This window comes from Planotetraspora mira (assembly GCF_016863275.1).
GTDB lineage: Bacteria > Actinomycetota > Actinomycetes > Streptosporangiales > Streptosporangiaceae > Planotetraspora > Planotetraspora mira.
Genome location: NZ_BOOO01000010.1, coordinates 102,124 through 117,185, shown reverse-complemented (window position 1 = coordinate 117,185; position 15,062 = coordinate 102,124). Strand labels below are relative to the sequence as shown.

Here is a 15,062-nt window from a genome sequence, read left to right as displayed (position 1 = left end):
TCAAGAGTCACACGCGCATGATCACGCTCAAGAGCGTGTGAGATCACGCCGAGAATTCGGTGGCTACCAGGGCGGCGATTTCGGCTGTGTTGAGGGCTGCGCCCTTGCGGAGGTTGTCGCCGCACACGAACAGGTCCAGGGTGTTCGGGAAGTCGAGTGCCTGACGGATCCGGCCGACGTAGGTCGGGTCGGTCCCCACGACATCGGCGGGAGTCGGGAAGATGCCGTTCGCCGGGTCGTCGAGCACCACCACGGTCGGCGCGGCCTCGAGGATCGAACGAGCCCCCTCGACCGTGACCTCCTTCTCGAACGTCGCGTGGACGGCCAGAGAGTGGGTGGTCACGACCGGGACGCGGACGCAGGTCGCCGACACCTTGAGATCGGGGATGCCGAGGATCTTGCGCGACTCGTTGCGGACCTTGAGCTCCTCCGACGACCAACCGCCGTCCTTGAGGGAGCCCGCCCACGGCACGACGTTGAGCGCCAGCGGAGCGGGGAACGGCGACCCCGCCAGGTCGGGCACGGCCTTACGCACGTCGCCCGCGACGGTGCCCATCGTCCGGTCGCCGGCGACGGCCTCGATCTCGTCGTACAGACGCTCGGGGCCGATCACTCCGGCGCCGGAGACCGCCTGGTACGAGGCGACCACCAGTTCGCGCAGGCCGTACTGGCGGTGCAGCGCGCCCATGGCGGCCATCATCGACAGCGTCGTGCAGTTGGGGTTGGCGATGATGCCCTTGGGCCGCTCCAGCGCCTTCTCCGGGTTGCACTCGGGGACCACGAGCGGCACGTCGGGGTCCATCCGGAAAGCTCCGGAGTTGTCCACCGCCACCGCGCCACGCGAGGCGGCGATCGGCGCCCATTCGGCGGACACCTCGTCGGGGACGTCGAACATCGCGATGTCGACCCCGTCGAACGCCTCGGGGGCCAGCGCCTGGACGACGACGTCCTCACCGCGAACCTGGAGCACCTTTCCCGCCGAGCGAGGAGAGGCGATCAGCCGGATCTCCCCGTACGCCTCGGAGAGGTCGGGCCGGTTGGTCAGGATGTCGAGCATGACGGTGCCGACGGCTCCGGTCGCACCGACCACGGCCAGCGTGGGCTTGCGGCTCATCGTCCGGTACCTCCGTAAACGACGGCCTCGACCTGGTCGGAGTCGAGGTCGAATGCGCGGTGCGCGGCGTTGACGGCCGCGTCGACGTCGTTCTGCCCCACGACGACGGAGATGCGGATCTCGGAGGTCGAGATCATCTCGATGTTCACCCCGGCGTCGGCCAGCGCGCCGAAGAACTTGGCGGTCACGCCCGGGTGCGACCGCATCCCGGCGCCGATCAGCGAGACCTTGCCGATCTGGTCGTCGTAGAGCAGCTTCTCGAAGCCGACCCGCGTCTGCATCTTGTTCAGCGCCGTGAGCGCCGTCTGGCTGTCGTTGGTCGGCAGCGTGAACGAGATGTCCGTCCGCCCGGTGGCGGCTGCCGAGACGTTCTGGACGATCATGTCGATGTTGATCTCGGCATCGGCCAGTGTGCGGAAGATGGCCGCAGCCTCGCCGACCTTGTCCGGCACGCCGACCACAGTGATCTTGGCCTCGCTCCGGTCATGTGCGACGCCGGAGATGATGGGCTGCTCCATCTCGGTTCCTTCGATCTTGGGGTCGGAGACGACCCACGTGCCTTCCCGGGTGCTGAACGAGCTTCTGACGTGGATCGGCAGGCCGAACCTCCGCGCGTACTCCACGCAGCGCAGGTGGAGGATCTTGGCGCCGCAGGCGGCCATCTCCAGCGTCTCCTCGTAGGAGATCCGCGGGATCTGGCGGGCCGTACGGACGATGCGCGGGTCGGCGGTGAAGATGCCGTCCACGTCGGTGTAGATCTCACAGACGTCCGCGCCGAGCGCGGCGGCCAGGGCGACGGCGGTGGTGTCCGAGCCGCCCCGGCCCAGCGTCGTGATGTCCTTGGTGTCCTGGGACACGCCCTGGAAACCGGCCACGATCGCGATCTGACCGACGTCGAGGGCCCCCCTGATCCGGCCGGGCGTCACGTCGATGATGCGCGCCTTGCCGTGCGAGGAGTCGGTGATGACCCCCGCCTGCGAGCCCGTGAAGCTGCGCGCCTCCTGGCCCAGGTTGGCGATCGCCATCGCCAGCAGCGCCATCGAGATCCGCTCGCCGGAGGTGAGCAGCATGTCGAGCTCGCGGCCCGGAGGCAGCGGAGACACCTGCTGGGCCAGTTCGAGGAGTTCGTCCGTGGTGTCGCCCATCGCCGAAACGATCACCACGACCTCGTTGCCGGCTTTTTTCGTCGCCACGATCCGCTGGGCGACCCGCTTGATGCAGGCGGCGTCGGCGACGGAGGAACCACCGTATTTCTGGACAACGAGCGCCACAGGAATCTCCGAACGAATCAGGACGTGGAGCTCACAGTGTACTTGGGGCGCCCAAAGCCCAACTGGCCTAGATCAGCATGTGGACGATCAGACGACCGTGCTCTCCTCGACGACGTCGAGACGGGTGTGCGCGACCAGGGCGTGCAGTGCGCGCAGCGCCGCGCCGGCGTGGTTCCCCCACGTGTTGAAGTAGGAGTACTGCCACCACCACAGCGCCTCGAGCGGCCGGCCGGCCCAGTAGTGCCGCAGCCCGTGGATCAGGTCGGCCGCGACCGCGGACAGGTCGTCCGACAGCCGGTACGGTGTGACCCCCGTGTCCTTGTACGGGTCGAACACCTCGGCGTAGTCGTCCACCGGCCCGAGGCGGGCGGCGAGAGCCGTACGGAGCGGGTCGATGTCGGGGTCGTCGCTCAGCGCGGGCTCGACGTTGCCCCTGAGGATCACGTCCTCCATCGCTCCGAGCTGAGTGCCCGCGAGGCTGACCTGCGCCACCTCCACCAGGAGCAGGGGCAAGATGGCGTCGCCGCCCTCGCCGCCCGCCAGGCGAGTCAGCCCGTCGATGTAGTTCTGGGCGTGTCCGGCAACCCGTTCGGCCAGGTTGTTCAGCTCTTCAGACATCCAGCAGCCTCCGTCCTTCGAAAGCGCGGCCCAAGGTGACCTCGTCGGCGTACTCGAGGTCACCGCCTACAGGCAGACCGCTGGCCAGTCGTGTCACTTTCAGCCCCAACGGCTTGACGAGCCTGGCCAGGTAGGTGGCCGTCGCCTCACCCTCGAGGTTCGGGTCGGTCGCGAGGATCAGCTCCGTGACCTGGCCGTCGGCCAGGCGTGCCATCAGCTCGCGAATTTTCAGATCATCGGGACCCACACCGTCGATCGGGCTGATCGCCCCGCCGAGAACGTGGTAGCGACCACGGAACTCGCGGGTCTTCTCGATCGCCACGACGTCCTTCGACTCCTCGACGACACAGATCACTTGCGGGTCGCGCCGCTGGTCACGGCAGATCCGGCACTCCGCCTCCGCGGCGACGTTGCCGCAGATCCGGCAGAAGCGGACCTTCTCCTTGACCTCGAGCAGCGCGTGCGCCAGCCGCTTCACATCCGCGGGCTCGGCGGCGAGCAGATGGAAGGCGATGCGCTGCGCGCTCTTGGGACCGACGCCGGGCAGCAGCCCGAGCTCGTCGATCAGATTCTGGACGACCCCTTCGTACATGGCTTCTAGAACCCCGGCAGCTGACCGAGGCCGCCGCCGAGACCCTGCGCGAGCGGGCCGAGTTTCTCCTGCTGCAGCTCCGAGGCGGCGCGAACGGCGTCCCGCACGGCGGCGAGCACGAGGTCGGCGATCGTCTCGGCGGTCTCCTGCGGGTCACCCGCGTCGATGGCGTTCGGGCTGATCTCGAGTTCGAGCAGCTCGCCGCTGCCGTTCACGGTCGCGACCACGAGGCCGCCCCCCGCGCTTCCCTCGACCTCAGCATCGCTGAGCTCCTGCTGCGCGGAGACGAGCTGCTGCTGCATCAGCTGAGCCTGCTCCAGCAACTGCTGGAGGTTGACATCCCCTGGGTTCACAATCGTGCGCTCCTCAGCGTCCAGCGACGTGTTCGTCGCGACGAGCCTACGGGGTTCGCGGCTGTTCTGGCACTGGCGCGCCTGCGTGTTCCCCGCAATCGGCAGCACAATCACAAACGACGGTCAAGAGCCGTCGGCGCAGGCAGGAGGACGCAACACTCGTGCCAACCGGGCCTCTCGGCAGCCTCAGCTCACTCGTTCGATGAACGGGAAAAGAGGCATTAACCGGAAATGACGTAAGGAACCGCACGGATGGGGACCGCGCTACCCCCACAGTCCCCATCCATGCGGAATCCTGGACCGGACGGTTCCCGTCCCCCCTCCAGCGGCAGGGAACCGTCCTTTCCATCACACCTGGTCGTTGCCGTCCGATGTGACGAGAGAAACGTAACCGGCCTTACGTTGCATACAGGTTGCGATCAATTGGTTACTCCTGGAGATTGGCAAATGCCGTCTCGGATGTTAGGCAGTTGTCGGAGACGTCCTCCATACGCTTCACCCGACGGACCCGGGGGTGCTGAATGCCGGACCTGTCAGTCCGCCGGTTTCATGAGGCGGCGATGAGGGGAGACCGCACCGGCGAAGGTGGGCCGCGCAAGGTCATCTGGGAGTCGTGGTGCCGATCCCTCGACGCCGGCATCGATCCCGAGTGGCATGCCGCCCCGCTGGTCTACGACACCGACGAGATCGACGACGCGCGGGCGAGCCACCCGATGAGCCGCCTCCTTCCGATGCTCCGCCACACACTGGTGCAGATCGCCGACGAGGCCGCGCACATCATGGTGATCACCGACGCCGACGGCCGCGTCCTTTGGCGGGAGGGGCACCAGCAGGTCCGCAAGCAGGCGGACCTGATCGGCCTCGCCGACGGCTTCCAGTGGTCGGAGCAGGTGGTCGGCACCAACGGGATCGGCACGGCTCTGGCCATGAAGAAGCCGACCCATGTATACGCGGCCGAGCATCTCGCCCTCGCGCTGCACGACTGGTCCTGCGCCGGCGCGCCCGTCGTGGACCCGGACTCGGGCGGCGTGCTCGGCTGCCTCGACATCACCGGCAACTCACGCGCCCTCCATCCCGCCTCCGTGGCCCTGGTCGCCGCGGCGGCCCGGCTGGCGGAGAGCCACCTCACGTTGTGGATGCGCGAGCACGACGAACGGCTTCGTGCGCGCCACCATCGCCCGGGCCGTTCCGGCACTCTCGTCACCCTGACCGGCCGGATCATCGCGGGCGACCGGCGACTCGGCGCGCGGGTCCGCCTCCCCGACCACGGTGACCGGATGGCGCTGCCGGACGGCCGCGTCGTCCTCCTCGAACCCCTCGGCGACGCCTACCGGCTCCACACGCTGGACTCGTTCCCCGTTCCCAGGCTCACACTGAACCTGCTCGGGGCCGACCACCCGTTCGCCTACCTCGACGGCGTCCGGGTCCCGCTCTCGCTCAGGCACGCGGAGATCCTCACCCTGCTGGCCTCCCACCCGCGCGGACTGACCGCCGAGAAGCTCTCCTTCCTCCTGTACGGCGACGACGGCAACCCGGTGACCATCCGCGCCGAGATCCACCGCCTACGGGCCCAGCTGACCAGGGCAATCGCCGCCAAGCCGTACCGGCTGACCTGCGATGTCTACGGCGACTTCCTCGCCGTACGGCAGGCACTCGCGGCCGGTGACCTCGCGACCGTCGCCCGCCACTACCAGGGTCCGCTGCTTCCCCGCTCGGAGGCTCCGGCCATCCGGCAGACACGCGACGAGTTGGAGGCCAGGGTCCGCACCGGGCTGTTGGCGAGGGGCACGGTCGACGACCTGTGGTCCTACGCGCAGACCACCACCGGACATGACGACGTCGAGGTGCTCGAACGCCTGGTCGCGACGCTGCCTGCGGGGGATGAGCGCCACGCCGCCGCTTCGGTACGGCTCAGCCTCGACGGCGGATGACCTCCACTCTCAGGAGTGGTCGATCTCCTCGATGATCCGGCCGCCGAGCTCACGCTGGATGAGCGCCATGCCGCTGAGCTCGCTCGCCTCGGCGTTGGCGTCGTTCAGCGGGTCGACGTCGTCGGCATCCGACCCGGGCGATGCGCTCTTACGGCTCGGCACCGACTCGGGCCATGCCTGGCGCGGTCCCGCCTGGGCGGCGGCTCTCGCAGCCGATTTCGCCGCGGCCAGGCCGGGGCTCGACACCGGCCCGCTTCGCGCGCCGGCCATGGCCATTCCCGGGCCCTCGTCGTCGTCCGACGGCTCGTCCGGCCAGGACTCGTCGGTCACACCGGCTGTCCCCGAGGCGACCGAGCCGCGCGCGACCGGGCTCGCCGCCCCGTTCCGGGTGGCCTGCGACCGCCGTGCCGTACCGGAACCGTTGCGCGCGGCGCCGTTCTGGGCCGAACCGTTGTGGCCTGAGGTGTTCTGGGGGGCACTGGTCTGGGCTACGTCGTCCCCGCCCGTGCCGTTCTGCACTGCTCCGGCGGCGGCTGGGACCGGGGCCTCGCCTCCGCCCGCCTGCGGGCCTTGACCCGGCGGCCCGGCGGAGGACCTCACCTCCGGGCCCTGGCCTCCTGCCGTCCCCGTGCCGCCGTCCACCGGCGACCCGACCGAGGGAGATGCGCCCGGCCCGGGGCCGTGACCGTTGGGGCCACCGGAACCGCCCGCGGGGCCGCCCCCTGCGGACGGGCCGGCCGGACCCCGGGAGCCCATACCGCCGCCACCGGGACCGGAACCGCCGACGACCACGTCGACCCGCCACTTGCCGCCGAGCACGTCGCCGAGCGCCGCGGCCACCACCTCGTCGCGCTTGCCCTTGAGGAACCCCTGCACGTCGCCCGGCTTCTCGAAGCCCACGGTGACGAGGTTGCCCTCGACGCCCAGCAACCGGCCCTGGGCGTTCAGGATCATCCAGGCGACGCGCTGCCTGTTCTTGATCGCTTCCAGGACCCGCGGCCATGCCTGCTGCACCGGCCCCGCCGTACCCCCGGCGGAATCGTGGCCCACAGGCGCGGCTTCGGGCGTCGCGGCCTGTGTGGAGGGCCCCGCGGGCGCGGGCCAGTCGGTGTCCTGAGCGGCGGCGGCCGTACCGGGTTCAGCTGCGGGGCCAGCCGCCGGGACCGACGCGGCGGGAGCGGAGGGCTCGGGCATCGAGGACGAAGCAGCCGGTGCGGCCTGTGGTTGCGAATGATCCTGAACGGGCGCCTGCACCGCTGACGACACGGGCGGCGGCACCGAGGCCGGCGCCGCGTACGCGGCCGTGGACACGCCACCGCGCTCAAGACGTTCGAGGCGCGCCAGCACCGCGGCCTCGCCCTGGTCGACGGCGGGCAGCAGGACACGGGCGCACATCAACTCGAGGAGCAAGCGGGGGGACGTCGCCCCGCGCATCTCGGTCAGCCCCGTGTTGAAGACCTCCGCCGCCCGGGTGAGCTCGGCGGGCCCCATGGAGGCGGCCTGCGCCTGCAGGCTCGCCAGTTCGTCGGCCGGACGGTCGAGGAGGCCGTTGCCCGCGGCCTCGGGGACGTTCGCGAGGATCACCAGGTCGCGGAAGCGCTCCAGCAGGTCCATGGCGAAGCGGCGAGGGTCGTGACCCCCCTCGATGACGCGGTTCAACGACTGGAAGACCTGCGCGCCGTCGTGCTTCGCGAAGGCGTCGATCATCTCGTCGAGCAGGCCACCATCGGTGTAGCCGAGCAGGGAGACCGCGCGCTGGTAGGTGATCCCGCCCTCGTCGGCCCCCGCCAGCAACTGGTCGAGGATCGAAAGGGAGTCTCTGGCCGAGCCCGCGCCGGCGCGCACCACCAGCGGCAGCGCGGCCGGTTCGTACGGCACCGCCTCCGACTCGAGGACCTCCTCCATGAGCTGCCGGAGCGTGGTCGGCGGCATCAGCCGGAAGGGGTAGTGGTGAGTGCGGGACTTGATCGTCCCGATGACCTTCTCCGGCTCGGTGGTCGCGAAGACGAACTTCAGATGCGGCGGAGGCTCCTCGACGAGCTTGAGAAGCGCGTTGAAGCCCTCACGGGTGACCATGTGGGCCTCGTCGATGATGTAGATCTTGAAGCGCGCGGCGACCGGGGCGAAGAAGGCCCGCTCACGAAGGTCGCGGGCGTCGTCCACGCCGCCGTGGGAAGCGGCGTCGATCTCGATGACGTCGAGGTGGCCGGGCCCGGTGGGGGCCAGGGCGACGCAGGAGTCGCACTCACCACAGGGATCAGGCGTGGGGCCCTTCTCGCAGTTCAGGGACCGGGCGAGGATGCGGGCGCTGGAGGTCTTGCCGCAACCGCGGGGACCGCTGAAGAGGTAGGCGTGGTTGATCCGGCCGCTGCGAAGCGCCTGGCGCAGCGGTTCTGTTACGTGCTCCTGCCCCTTGACCTCGGCGAACGTCCCGGGCCTGTACTTGCGGTACAGCGCAAGGCTCATGCCGTCTCCTCGGGGGTTCAACCCGGCGGGCGGTCCCGCTAACTGAAAAGAACCCCTCGCGCACCCGCCAGAGCCCGCTTATCCTTGCTGCCTTCCGGCCCTGGGGAGGTTCACAGGATGACGCCGCGCGAGGGGTCCGTGGCACAGTCTAACCACTCCGGGCGGGTGCGCAGGCCGTGAAAACCCGTGAAAACCACGGTCACCACATGGCTGAACGTCCGCTAAGCTGTTCGGCGGAGGATTCGCCTAGTTGGCCTAGGGCGCACGCTTGGAAAGCGTGTTGGGGGCAACCCCTCAGGAGTTCGAATCTCCTATCCTCCGCGCCTGGTTGAGGCAGAACGAAGAGGGGCCGACCCCATCCAAGTCGGCCCCTTTTTGCTGTCCAGGTCTCAGTTGTCCAGCGAGCACCCTGCCTGTCGGCGACTCGCCGAAGATCGGGCCCCGGTACACGGGGGCCGATCAGCCGATGCGCTCCTTTGGCGCTCACCACCGCCCTGAGCACGGAAGACGCCATGCGACATCTATCTCCGGTGTCCCCCGGCGCCAGGTGAGGCGGGACCTGCCGGTCATGTACGGCCGGCTGTTCACTTGGAGGCGTGGGCCTGGCGCCACTGCTCGGCCGCCTGCAGCATCGCGCGGCCGACGTGGTCGAAGAAGTCGCCGATGTCCAGCAGCCGGATCCCGGCGGGTGAGGCGGCTCCGAGGGTGCCGGCCGCCCGGCGGGCGAAGTCGGCCACCTGGGTGTTCTGGCGGGCGCTGGCCATCCAGCCACGGAAGAGAGCGTCGGCGTCGATGACGTAGTGGTCGCGACGCCGGCGCTGGTCACGTTCGCGGCGGACCAGTGCCTGGTGTTCGAGCTCGCCGACGGCCTTCGAGATGGAGGCGGGGCTGACCTGCAGGTGCCGGGTGAGCTCGGCGGCGGTGAGGCTGCCGCTGTCGGTGAGGTAGAGGCTGGCGAGCACGCGGGCGGTCATCCGCGACAGGCCGGTGGCGATCATGATTTCCACGAACTGCTCTTCCAGGTCATCGACCGCCTTGACCTCGGGTTCCCCGGAGGCCGGCTGGCTCCTCCTGGCACGTCCCCGGGTGGCTTCGTGCGCCTGGTCTGCCTGGTAGCCATCAGGGCCGCCGTTGCGAGCCACTTCGCGGGTGACGGTGGACAGCGGCCGATCCAGCCGAGTGGCGATCTCGGTGTAGGTGAGCCCTTCCGCCAGGCCGTCGGCGATCTGCCGACGGTCCTGGTGGGTCAGCCTGCCTCCGGGCATGGTGCACCTTCCTGATCGCGGCTGCGCGGACATCGCAGTCTTGCATCCACTCGAAGCTCATTGCAAGTCAATCACTTGCATTCACCTTCATCTCATTGCAATCCATGCTCATCATGCCTGTTGAAAAGCAGATATGGCGTTGACGAAATACTGAACGCAAGTTAGCTTTTCGTATGTCGAAAACGACGAGGGATCGGAGCCCCCCATGAAGTCCTGGCATCGTCCGCTGCTGATCTGCGCGGGCCTCATGTGCACCCTGATGCTCGTCTGTGTCGCCGGGTTGCTGATCGACGACCGGACGCTGCTGGGCGAGTCGGTGTGGGTCAAACCGTTGAAGTTCGGCTTCGCCTTCGGCCTCTACGCCGGGACACTCGCCTGGCTGCTGTCCAAGCTGGTCAAGGGCAGGCGGCTGGGCTGGTGGGTCGGCACCGTGTTCGCCGCCGCCGCGACCGTCGAGGTCGGCGTCATCACCCTGCAGGCCGCCCGCGGCACCATCAGCCACTTCAACGCCGACCAGAGCGATCCCATCACCGTGGCGCTGGTCCCGTTTCTCACCTACGGCGTAATGATCATCCTGATCGCGCAGCTGATCATCGGGGTAATGGTGCTGATCCAGCGCACCGCCGGTCCCGCGCTCACCCGCGCGATCCGCGCCGGGCTTGGACTGGCCACCGTCGGCATGCTCGTCCCGCTCTACTGGATGGTCACCGACATCCACCCCCGTACGGTCACCGACGCCAACGGTGCCCGGATCCCCATGTTCCAGGGCCACGGCATCGGCGACCCCGACGGCCACGGCATGCCCCTCACCAACTGGAGCGTCACCGGCGGAGACTTCCGCGTCCCGCACTTCTTCGGCCTGCACGGCATCCAGGTGCTGCTCGTCCTCACCGCGGTCCTGGCCGCCCTGGCCACCCGGCACGCCTGGTTGCGGGACGAGCGGGTGCGTGCCCGCCTGGTGGGGGCCGCCGCCCTCGGCTACAGCGGCCTCGTCGCCGTCGTGACCTGGCAGGTCGCTCGCGGCCAGTCCCTGATCCACCCCGACGCGGCCACCCTCGCCGCCTTCGCCGCGGTGGCACTGGTCACCGCGCTCGCCACCGCCTGGACCATCCTCGCGGCCAGGCGAGCCGTACGGCAGGCCGCCGGCACAGAGCCCCGCCAGCTGATCTCACTTTGATCCTCGTGGACGCCCTCGAAACTCCCCAGCCTCTAAGGACGCGATCATGACCAACCCGGCGATCTCCGCCAGCGGCCTGCGCAAGGCCTACGGCAAGCACCTCGTCCTCGACGGCGTCGACCTGGACATCCCGGCCGGCACCATCTTCTCCCTGCTCGGCCCCAACGGCGCCGGCAAGACCACCATGGTGAAGATCCTCTCCACCCTCATCTCCGCCGACGCCGGCGACGTCTGGATAGCCGGCCACCACCTGACCAAGGACGCCCAGAAGGTGCGCGCCGCGATCGGCGTCACCGGCCAGTACTCCGCAGTGGACGGCCTGCTCACCGGCGAGGAGAACCTCCGCCTGATGGCCGACCTGCACCATCTGAGCCGATCCGACGGCCGCAGACGAGCACGGGAACTCCTCGAGCAGTTCGACCTGACCGAGGCCGCCGGCAAACCTGCCGCGACCTACTCCGGCGGCATGCGACGACGCCTCGACCTTGCCATGACCCTCGTCGGCGCCCCCCGCATCATCTTCCTCGACGAGCCCACCACCGGCCTGGACCCGCGCAGCCGCCGCACGATGTGGGAGTCCATCCGCGGCCTGGTCGCCGACCACGGCGTCACCATCTTCCTCACCACCCAGTACCTGGAGGAGGCCGACCAGCTCGCCGACCAGCTCGCCGTGCTCGACCACGGCAACCTGGTGGCCCAGGGCACCGCGGAACAACTCAAGCGCCTGGTCCCCGGAGGGCACATCAGCCTGCGCTTCGCCGACTCGCACGGCTTCGAGACCGCGTCCCAGGGGCTGCGCCCGATCTCCCGCGAGGAGGAGACGCTCACCCTGCACGTGCCCAGCGACGGCGGTGTCAGATCGCTGCGAGCGCTGCTCGACTGGCTCGACGGCGCCTTCGTCACCGTCGACGAACTGGCCGTCCACACCCCCGACCTCGACGACGTCTTCCTCGCCCTCACCCAGGAAAGTGAACCCGCCCGATGAACGCGCTCCACGACTCGGCCACGATGCTGCGCCGCAACCTGAGGCACATGCTCCGCTACCCCACCCTCACCCTCATGATCATCGGCATGCCGATCATCTTCCTGCTGCTGTTCGTCTACGTCTTCGGCGGCACCCTCGGCGCGGGGCTCGGCCAGGCCGGCGGCCGCGCCGACTACCTCGCCTACGTCACCCCCGGCATCATCCTGATGACGGTCGCCTCGGCCTCCACCGCCACCGCGGTGACCGTCGCCACCGACATGACCGAGGGCATCGTCGCCCGCTTCCGGACCATGGCCATCGCCCGGGCCTCCGTCCCGACCGGTCACGTGCTCGGCAGCATGATCCAGACCCTGCTCGGGGTCGCCGTCGTCGGCGGCATCGCCGTACTTCTCGGATTCCGCTCGACCACCGGCCCCCTGCAGTGGCTCACCGCGCTCGGCATCCTGGCCCTGTTCGTCCTCGGCCTCACCTGGCTGTCGGCCGCGCTCGGCCTGGTCGCCCCCACCGTCGAGATCGCCAGCAACATCCCCATGCCGCTCATGTTCCTGCCCCTGTTCGGCAGCGGCTTCGTGCCCACCGACTCCATGCCCGGCGCGCTGCGCTGGTTCGCCGAGCACCAGCCGTTCACCCCGCTCATCGAGACCCTGCGGTCCCTGCTGCTCGGCACCCCGATGGGCGACAACGCGACCGTCGCCATCGCCTGGGGCGCCGGCATCGCCGTGGTCGGCTACCTGTGGGCCAGGAAGCTCTACAACCGCGACCCCGCCCGCTAGGCCCAGGCGAACTTCCCGCTCCCTACCCCGACCGTCGCACCGACCGGCCCTCTCGGCGGGTTCAGGCGAACCCCTTCGGTCACAGCATTCAACAGAGGGGCCGACCCCATCCAAGTCGGCCCCTTTTCGCTGTCTCCGTCCTCCTCGTGTGGTCCGCCCCGGCGCCTCCCACGACAGGGAGGTCCCACGTGACCCCCTCTAGACGGGCGAGCCGACCGGCCGGGCGAGGGTGAGGAGCTCTCGGGCCAGCACCTGGGGGTGGGTCACCATCGCCAGGTGCCCGATGCCCTCCAGCGTGATCACCCGCATCCCGCGCCTGGCCGCCAACTCGGCGGTCTCGTTGAGGAACGGGAGCCCGGCGCAGTGCACGTAGGCCGAGGGGATGGCCTCGCGTGCGGCGTCGTCCACGGCGGGCAGCGCCTCCTCGACGGTGCGCCTCGGCACGGGGGTGACCCGCTCCTCCAGCCACCGGCGATCACTTTCGTCGTCCACGCCGAAAAGGGCGGGATCCACGGGCGAAGACATCCAGGGCAGCCCGGGCGGCGACTGGCCGAAGTGCTCTTTCATGAGGGGGATCAGGTCGAACGCCGACTGGCCCGAGCGCGGCAGGAGGCCGTCGACGTAGCACAGCCGACCGATACGCCCGGGGATCATCCCGCCCGTTCCGGCGATGACCATGCCTCCGTAGCTGTGCCCCACCAATATCGCGTCGGTCACGGCCTGGCGCTCCATCAACTCCACGATCTCGTTGATGTGCACGGACAGGCCCAGGTGAGGAGCGGCCAGGTGCCGGCGATCGGCCATGCCGGCCAGGGTGGGCGCGAACACCCGATGCCCAGCCCCTTCGAGCATGGGCCGCACGCGATCCCAGCTCCACCCTCCGAGCCAGGAGCCATGTATCAGTACATACGTCGCCATGCGTCCCCCTACGACCAGTCGTTTCCCCCGCCGCCCATGTCATCCGGCGCCTCACGACAGCTCCGCATTCAATCAATATGGTCGGTCGTCTTAATCCGCGTCAAGACACTTACAGCCATATCTGCAGAGGTCAGCGCCATCGTGGGCCGCGTTGAACGGGATCGAAGGCCGGGAATCCTCAGCGGGGCATGCCGTACGGGCGCGGCATCGCGGACCTCGAACCCGGCGGCGATACAGGTGGTGAACTCGACGCGCCTGGTAGGGCAGGCACTACCCCGGATGTGGGTGCGCGCAGGCTGGGGATGTGATCGTCGCCGTCCCTAATGTCGAGGTCATGCGATCACCCCTTTCCTTGACCCGCCGTCTGCTTGCTCTGGCATGTGCCACCAGCGTCCTCATGGTCCCCGCCGCGACGGTGGCCATGGCCGCCACCTCCCCCACCGCCTCACGGCCTCCCGCGGTCACGGCCGGCCCCGATCGTGGCGAGGTGCTGTCGGCCATCAGAGTGGAGCGTCTTTCCGGCAAGCAGGTGACGGCCTATCTTCACAAGACCGGATTCCCCGCCCCCGAGTCCGTCGGCGGCGTCGACCTCTACACCCTCGTGTACGGCACCGTCACGGTGGACGGGAAACCGACGACGGCCAGCGGCGTGGTGGCTCTCCCACAGAAGCGGCGGCGTGACATCCAGACAGTGATCTACGAACACGGCACCATGGCCACCCGGAAGGACGCACCGTCCATGGAGAGCGACGGCGACGGCCGAGCGATACCGATCTCCTTCGCCTCAGCGGGCTTCGCGGGGGTCGCCCCCGACTACCTCGGCCTGGGAAGTGGCCCGGGATTCCATCCCTACATGCACGCGGAGTCCGAGGCGACGGCGTCCGTCGACCTCCTGCGTGCGGCTCGCACGGTCGCGGCCCGCCACGGGCAGACGTTGAACGGCCAGGTCCTGGCCACCGGGTTCTCCCAGGGCGGCCAGGCGGCCATGGCCCTCGGCCGCGCGCTGCAGCGTGGCGCCGACGCCCACCTGAGGCTGACGGCGCTCGCACCGATCAGCGGCCCCTACGACGTAGAGGGCGCCGAACTCCCCGCCGCGCTCTCCGGTGACCTGGACCCGCTCAGCTCGACGTTCTACCTCGCCTACTGGATCGTCTCGATGAACCGGCTCTACCCCTTCTACGACACCCCTGGCCAGGTGTTCCGCGCGCCGTACGACGCGACGATGGAGAAGCTGTTCGACGGTGACCACGCGTTCGAGGACATCGCGGCCGGGCTGCCGCAGAACCCGCGGGCGCTGCTCACCGACGCGTTCGTCCGACGGCTCGAGCACCCCACCGGAGCACTGCTCACGGCCATGCGCGCCAACGACACCACCTGCACCGACTGGAGTCCCCGCGTGCCGGTACGCCTCTACGGGGCCAAGGGGGACGGGGACGTCGCCTTCGCCAACGCCGAGCACTGCCTGAGAGACCTGCGCGCCCGGGGCGCCGACGTGTCATTGACCGATGTGGGCGACGTCGACCACAACACCTCCGCCTACCGCTCCATGCCCTTGGTGCTGCGCTGGTTCCAGCAGATCCAGAAGCATTGAACGGGACG

13 protein-coding genes, 1 tRNA gene and 1 other RNA gene are annotated in these 15,062 nt (G+C 69.3%); 6 read left to right on the top strand and 9 right to left on the bottom strand.

Annotation, left to right across the window (positions count from 1 at the left end; genetic code table 11):
* Positions 1-43: 43 nt before the first annotated feature.
* The 5 genes from Pmi06nite_RS10945 to Pmi06nite_RS10925 all read right to left on the bottom strand — a co-directional run bounded on the left by Pmi06nite_RS10945 (position 44) and on the right by Pmi06nite_RS10925 (position 3,948).
* Positions 44-1,114, bottom strand: a complete 1,071-nt coding sequence (locus Pmi06nite_RS10945) for an aspartate-semialdehyde dehydrogenase (RefSeq protein WP_203952803.1) — start codon at positions 1,112-1,114, stop codon at positions 44-46.
* Complete coding sequence (locus Pmi06nite_RS10940) at positions 1,111-2,385, bottom strand: aspartate kinase (protein ID WP_203952802.1); 1,275 nt, start codon at positions 2,383-2,385, stop codon at positions 1,111-1,113. The genes Pmi06nite_RS10945 and Pmi06nite_RS10940 overlap by 4 nt, the downstream gene beginning before the upstream one ends.
* 87 nt (positions 2,386-2,472) lie before the next feature.
* Positions 2,473-3,003 (bottom strand): DUF5063 domain-containing protein, encoded by a 531-nt coding sequence (locus tag Pmi06nite_RS10935; protein ID WP_203952801.1) that lies wholly within the window; start codon positions 3,001-3,003, stop codon positions 2,473-2,475.
* A complete protein-coding gene (recR, locus tag Pmi06nite_RS10930; RefSeq protein WP_203952800.1) occupies positions 2,996-3,595 on the bottom strand; it encodes a recombination mediator RecR in 600 nt (199 codons plus the stop codon). Before recR ends, Pmi06nite_RS10935 begins: the two co-directional genes overlap by 8 nt.
* A 5-nt stretch (positions 3,596-3,600) precedes the next feature.
* Entirely contained in the window at positions 3,601-3,948 is a 348-nt protein-coding gene (locus Pmi06nite_RS10925; protein WP_203952799.1) for a YbaB/EbfC family nucleoid-associated protein, read from the bottom strand.
* A 560-nt stretch (positions 3,949-4,508) separates the two neighbouring features.
* Between Pmi06nite_RS10925 and Pmi06nite_RS10920 the strand changes: the two genes are divergently transcribed.
* On the top strand, positions 4,509-5,879 hold the full coding sequence (locus Pmi06nite_RS10920) for a helix-turn-helix domain-containing protein (protein WP_203952798.1): 1,371 nt from the start codon (positions 4,509-4,511) through the stop codon (positions 5,877-5,879).
* A 9-nt stretch (positions 5,880-5,888) separates the two neighbouring features.
* On the opposite strand, the gene Pmi06nite_RS10915 is transcribed toward Pmi06nite_RS10920, so the two are convergent.
* Positions 5,889-8,345, bottom strand: a complete 2,457-nt coding sequence (locus tag Pmi06nite_RS10915) for a DNA polymerase III subunit gamma and tau (RefSeq protein WP_203952797.1) — start codon at positions 8,343-8,345, stop codon at positions 5,889-5,891.
* 43 nt (positions 8,346-8,388) lie between these two features.
* An RNA gene (gene ffs / locus Pmi06nite_RS10910) (signal recognition particle sRNA small type) lies at positions 8,389-8,486 on the bottom strand.
* 94 nt (positions 8,487-8,580) lie between these two features.
* On the opposite strand from ffs, the gene Pmi06nite_RS10905 reads away from it, so the two are divergent.
* Positions 8,581-8,666 (top strand) — tRNA-Ser (locus Pmi06nite_RS10905).
* A 263-nt stretch (positions 8,667-8,929) separates the two neighbouring features.
* Here the strand turns inward: Pmi06nite_RS10905 and Pmi06nite_RS10900 are convergent.
* Positions 8,930-9,610: a helix-turn-helix domain-containing protein gene (locus Pmi06nite_RS10900; protein WP_203952796.1), complete on the bottom strand. Its 681-nt coding sequence runs from the start codon at positions 9,608-9,610 to the stop codon at positions 8,930-8,932.
* A gap of 205 nt (positions 9,611-9,815) precedes the next feature.
* On the opposite strand from Pmi06nite_RS10900, the gene Pmi06nite_RS10895 reads away from it, so the two are divergent.
* Genes Pmi06nite_RS10895 through Pmi06nite_RS10885 form a run of 3 tightly spaced genes read left to right on the top strand, consistent with a single transcriptional unit; the run spans position 9,816 to position 12,545 of the window.
* Complete coding sequence (locus Pmi06nite_RS10895; protein WP_203952795.1) at positions 9,816-10,787, top strand: hypothetical protein; 972 nt, start codon at positions 9,816-9,818, stop codon at positions 10,785-10,787.
* Positions 10,788-10,833: 46 nt separating this feature from the next.
* Entirely contained in the window at positions 10,834-11,772 is a 939-nt protein-coding gene (locus Pmi06nite_RS10890; RefSeq protein WP_203952794.1) for an ATP-binding cassette domain-containing protein, read from the top strand.
* Positions 11,769-12,545: an ABC transporter permease gene (locus tag Pmi06nite_RS10885; protein WP_203952793.1), complete on the top strand. Its 777-nt coding sequence runs from the start codon at positions 11,769-11,771 to the stop codon at positions 12,543-12,545. Before Pmi06nite_RS10890 ends, Pmi06nite_RS10885 begins: the two co-directional genes overlap by 4 nt.
* Positions 12,546-12,743: 198 nt before the next feature.
* Here the strand turns inward: Pmi06nite_RS10885 and Pmi06nite_RS10880 are convergent, their stop codons facing one another.
* Entirely contained in the window at positions 12,744-13,463 is a 720-nt protein-coding gene (locus Pmi06nite_RS10880; protein WP_203952792.1) for an alpha/beta fold hydrolase, read from the bottom strand.
* A gap of 334 nt (positions 13,464-13,797) precedes the next feature.
* Here Pmi06nite_RS10880 and Pmi06nite_RS10875 point away from each other — a divergent pair, with 334 nt between their 5' ends.
* Complete coding sequence (locus Pmi06nite_RS10875; protein WP_203952791.1) at positions 13,798-15,054, top strand: dienelactone hydrolase family protein; 1,257 nt, start codon at positions 13,798-13,800, stop codon at positions 15,052-15,054.
* The last annotated feature ends 8 nt before the right edge of the window (positions 15,055-15,062 follow it).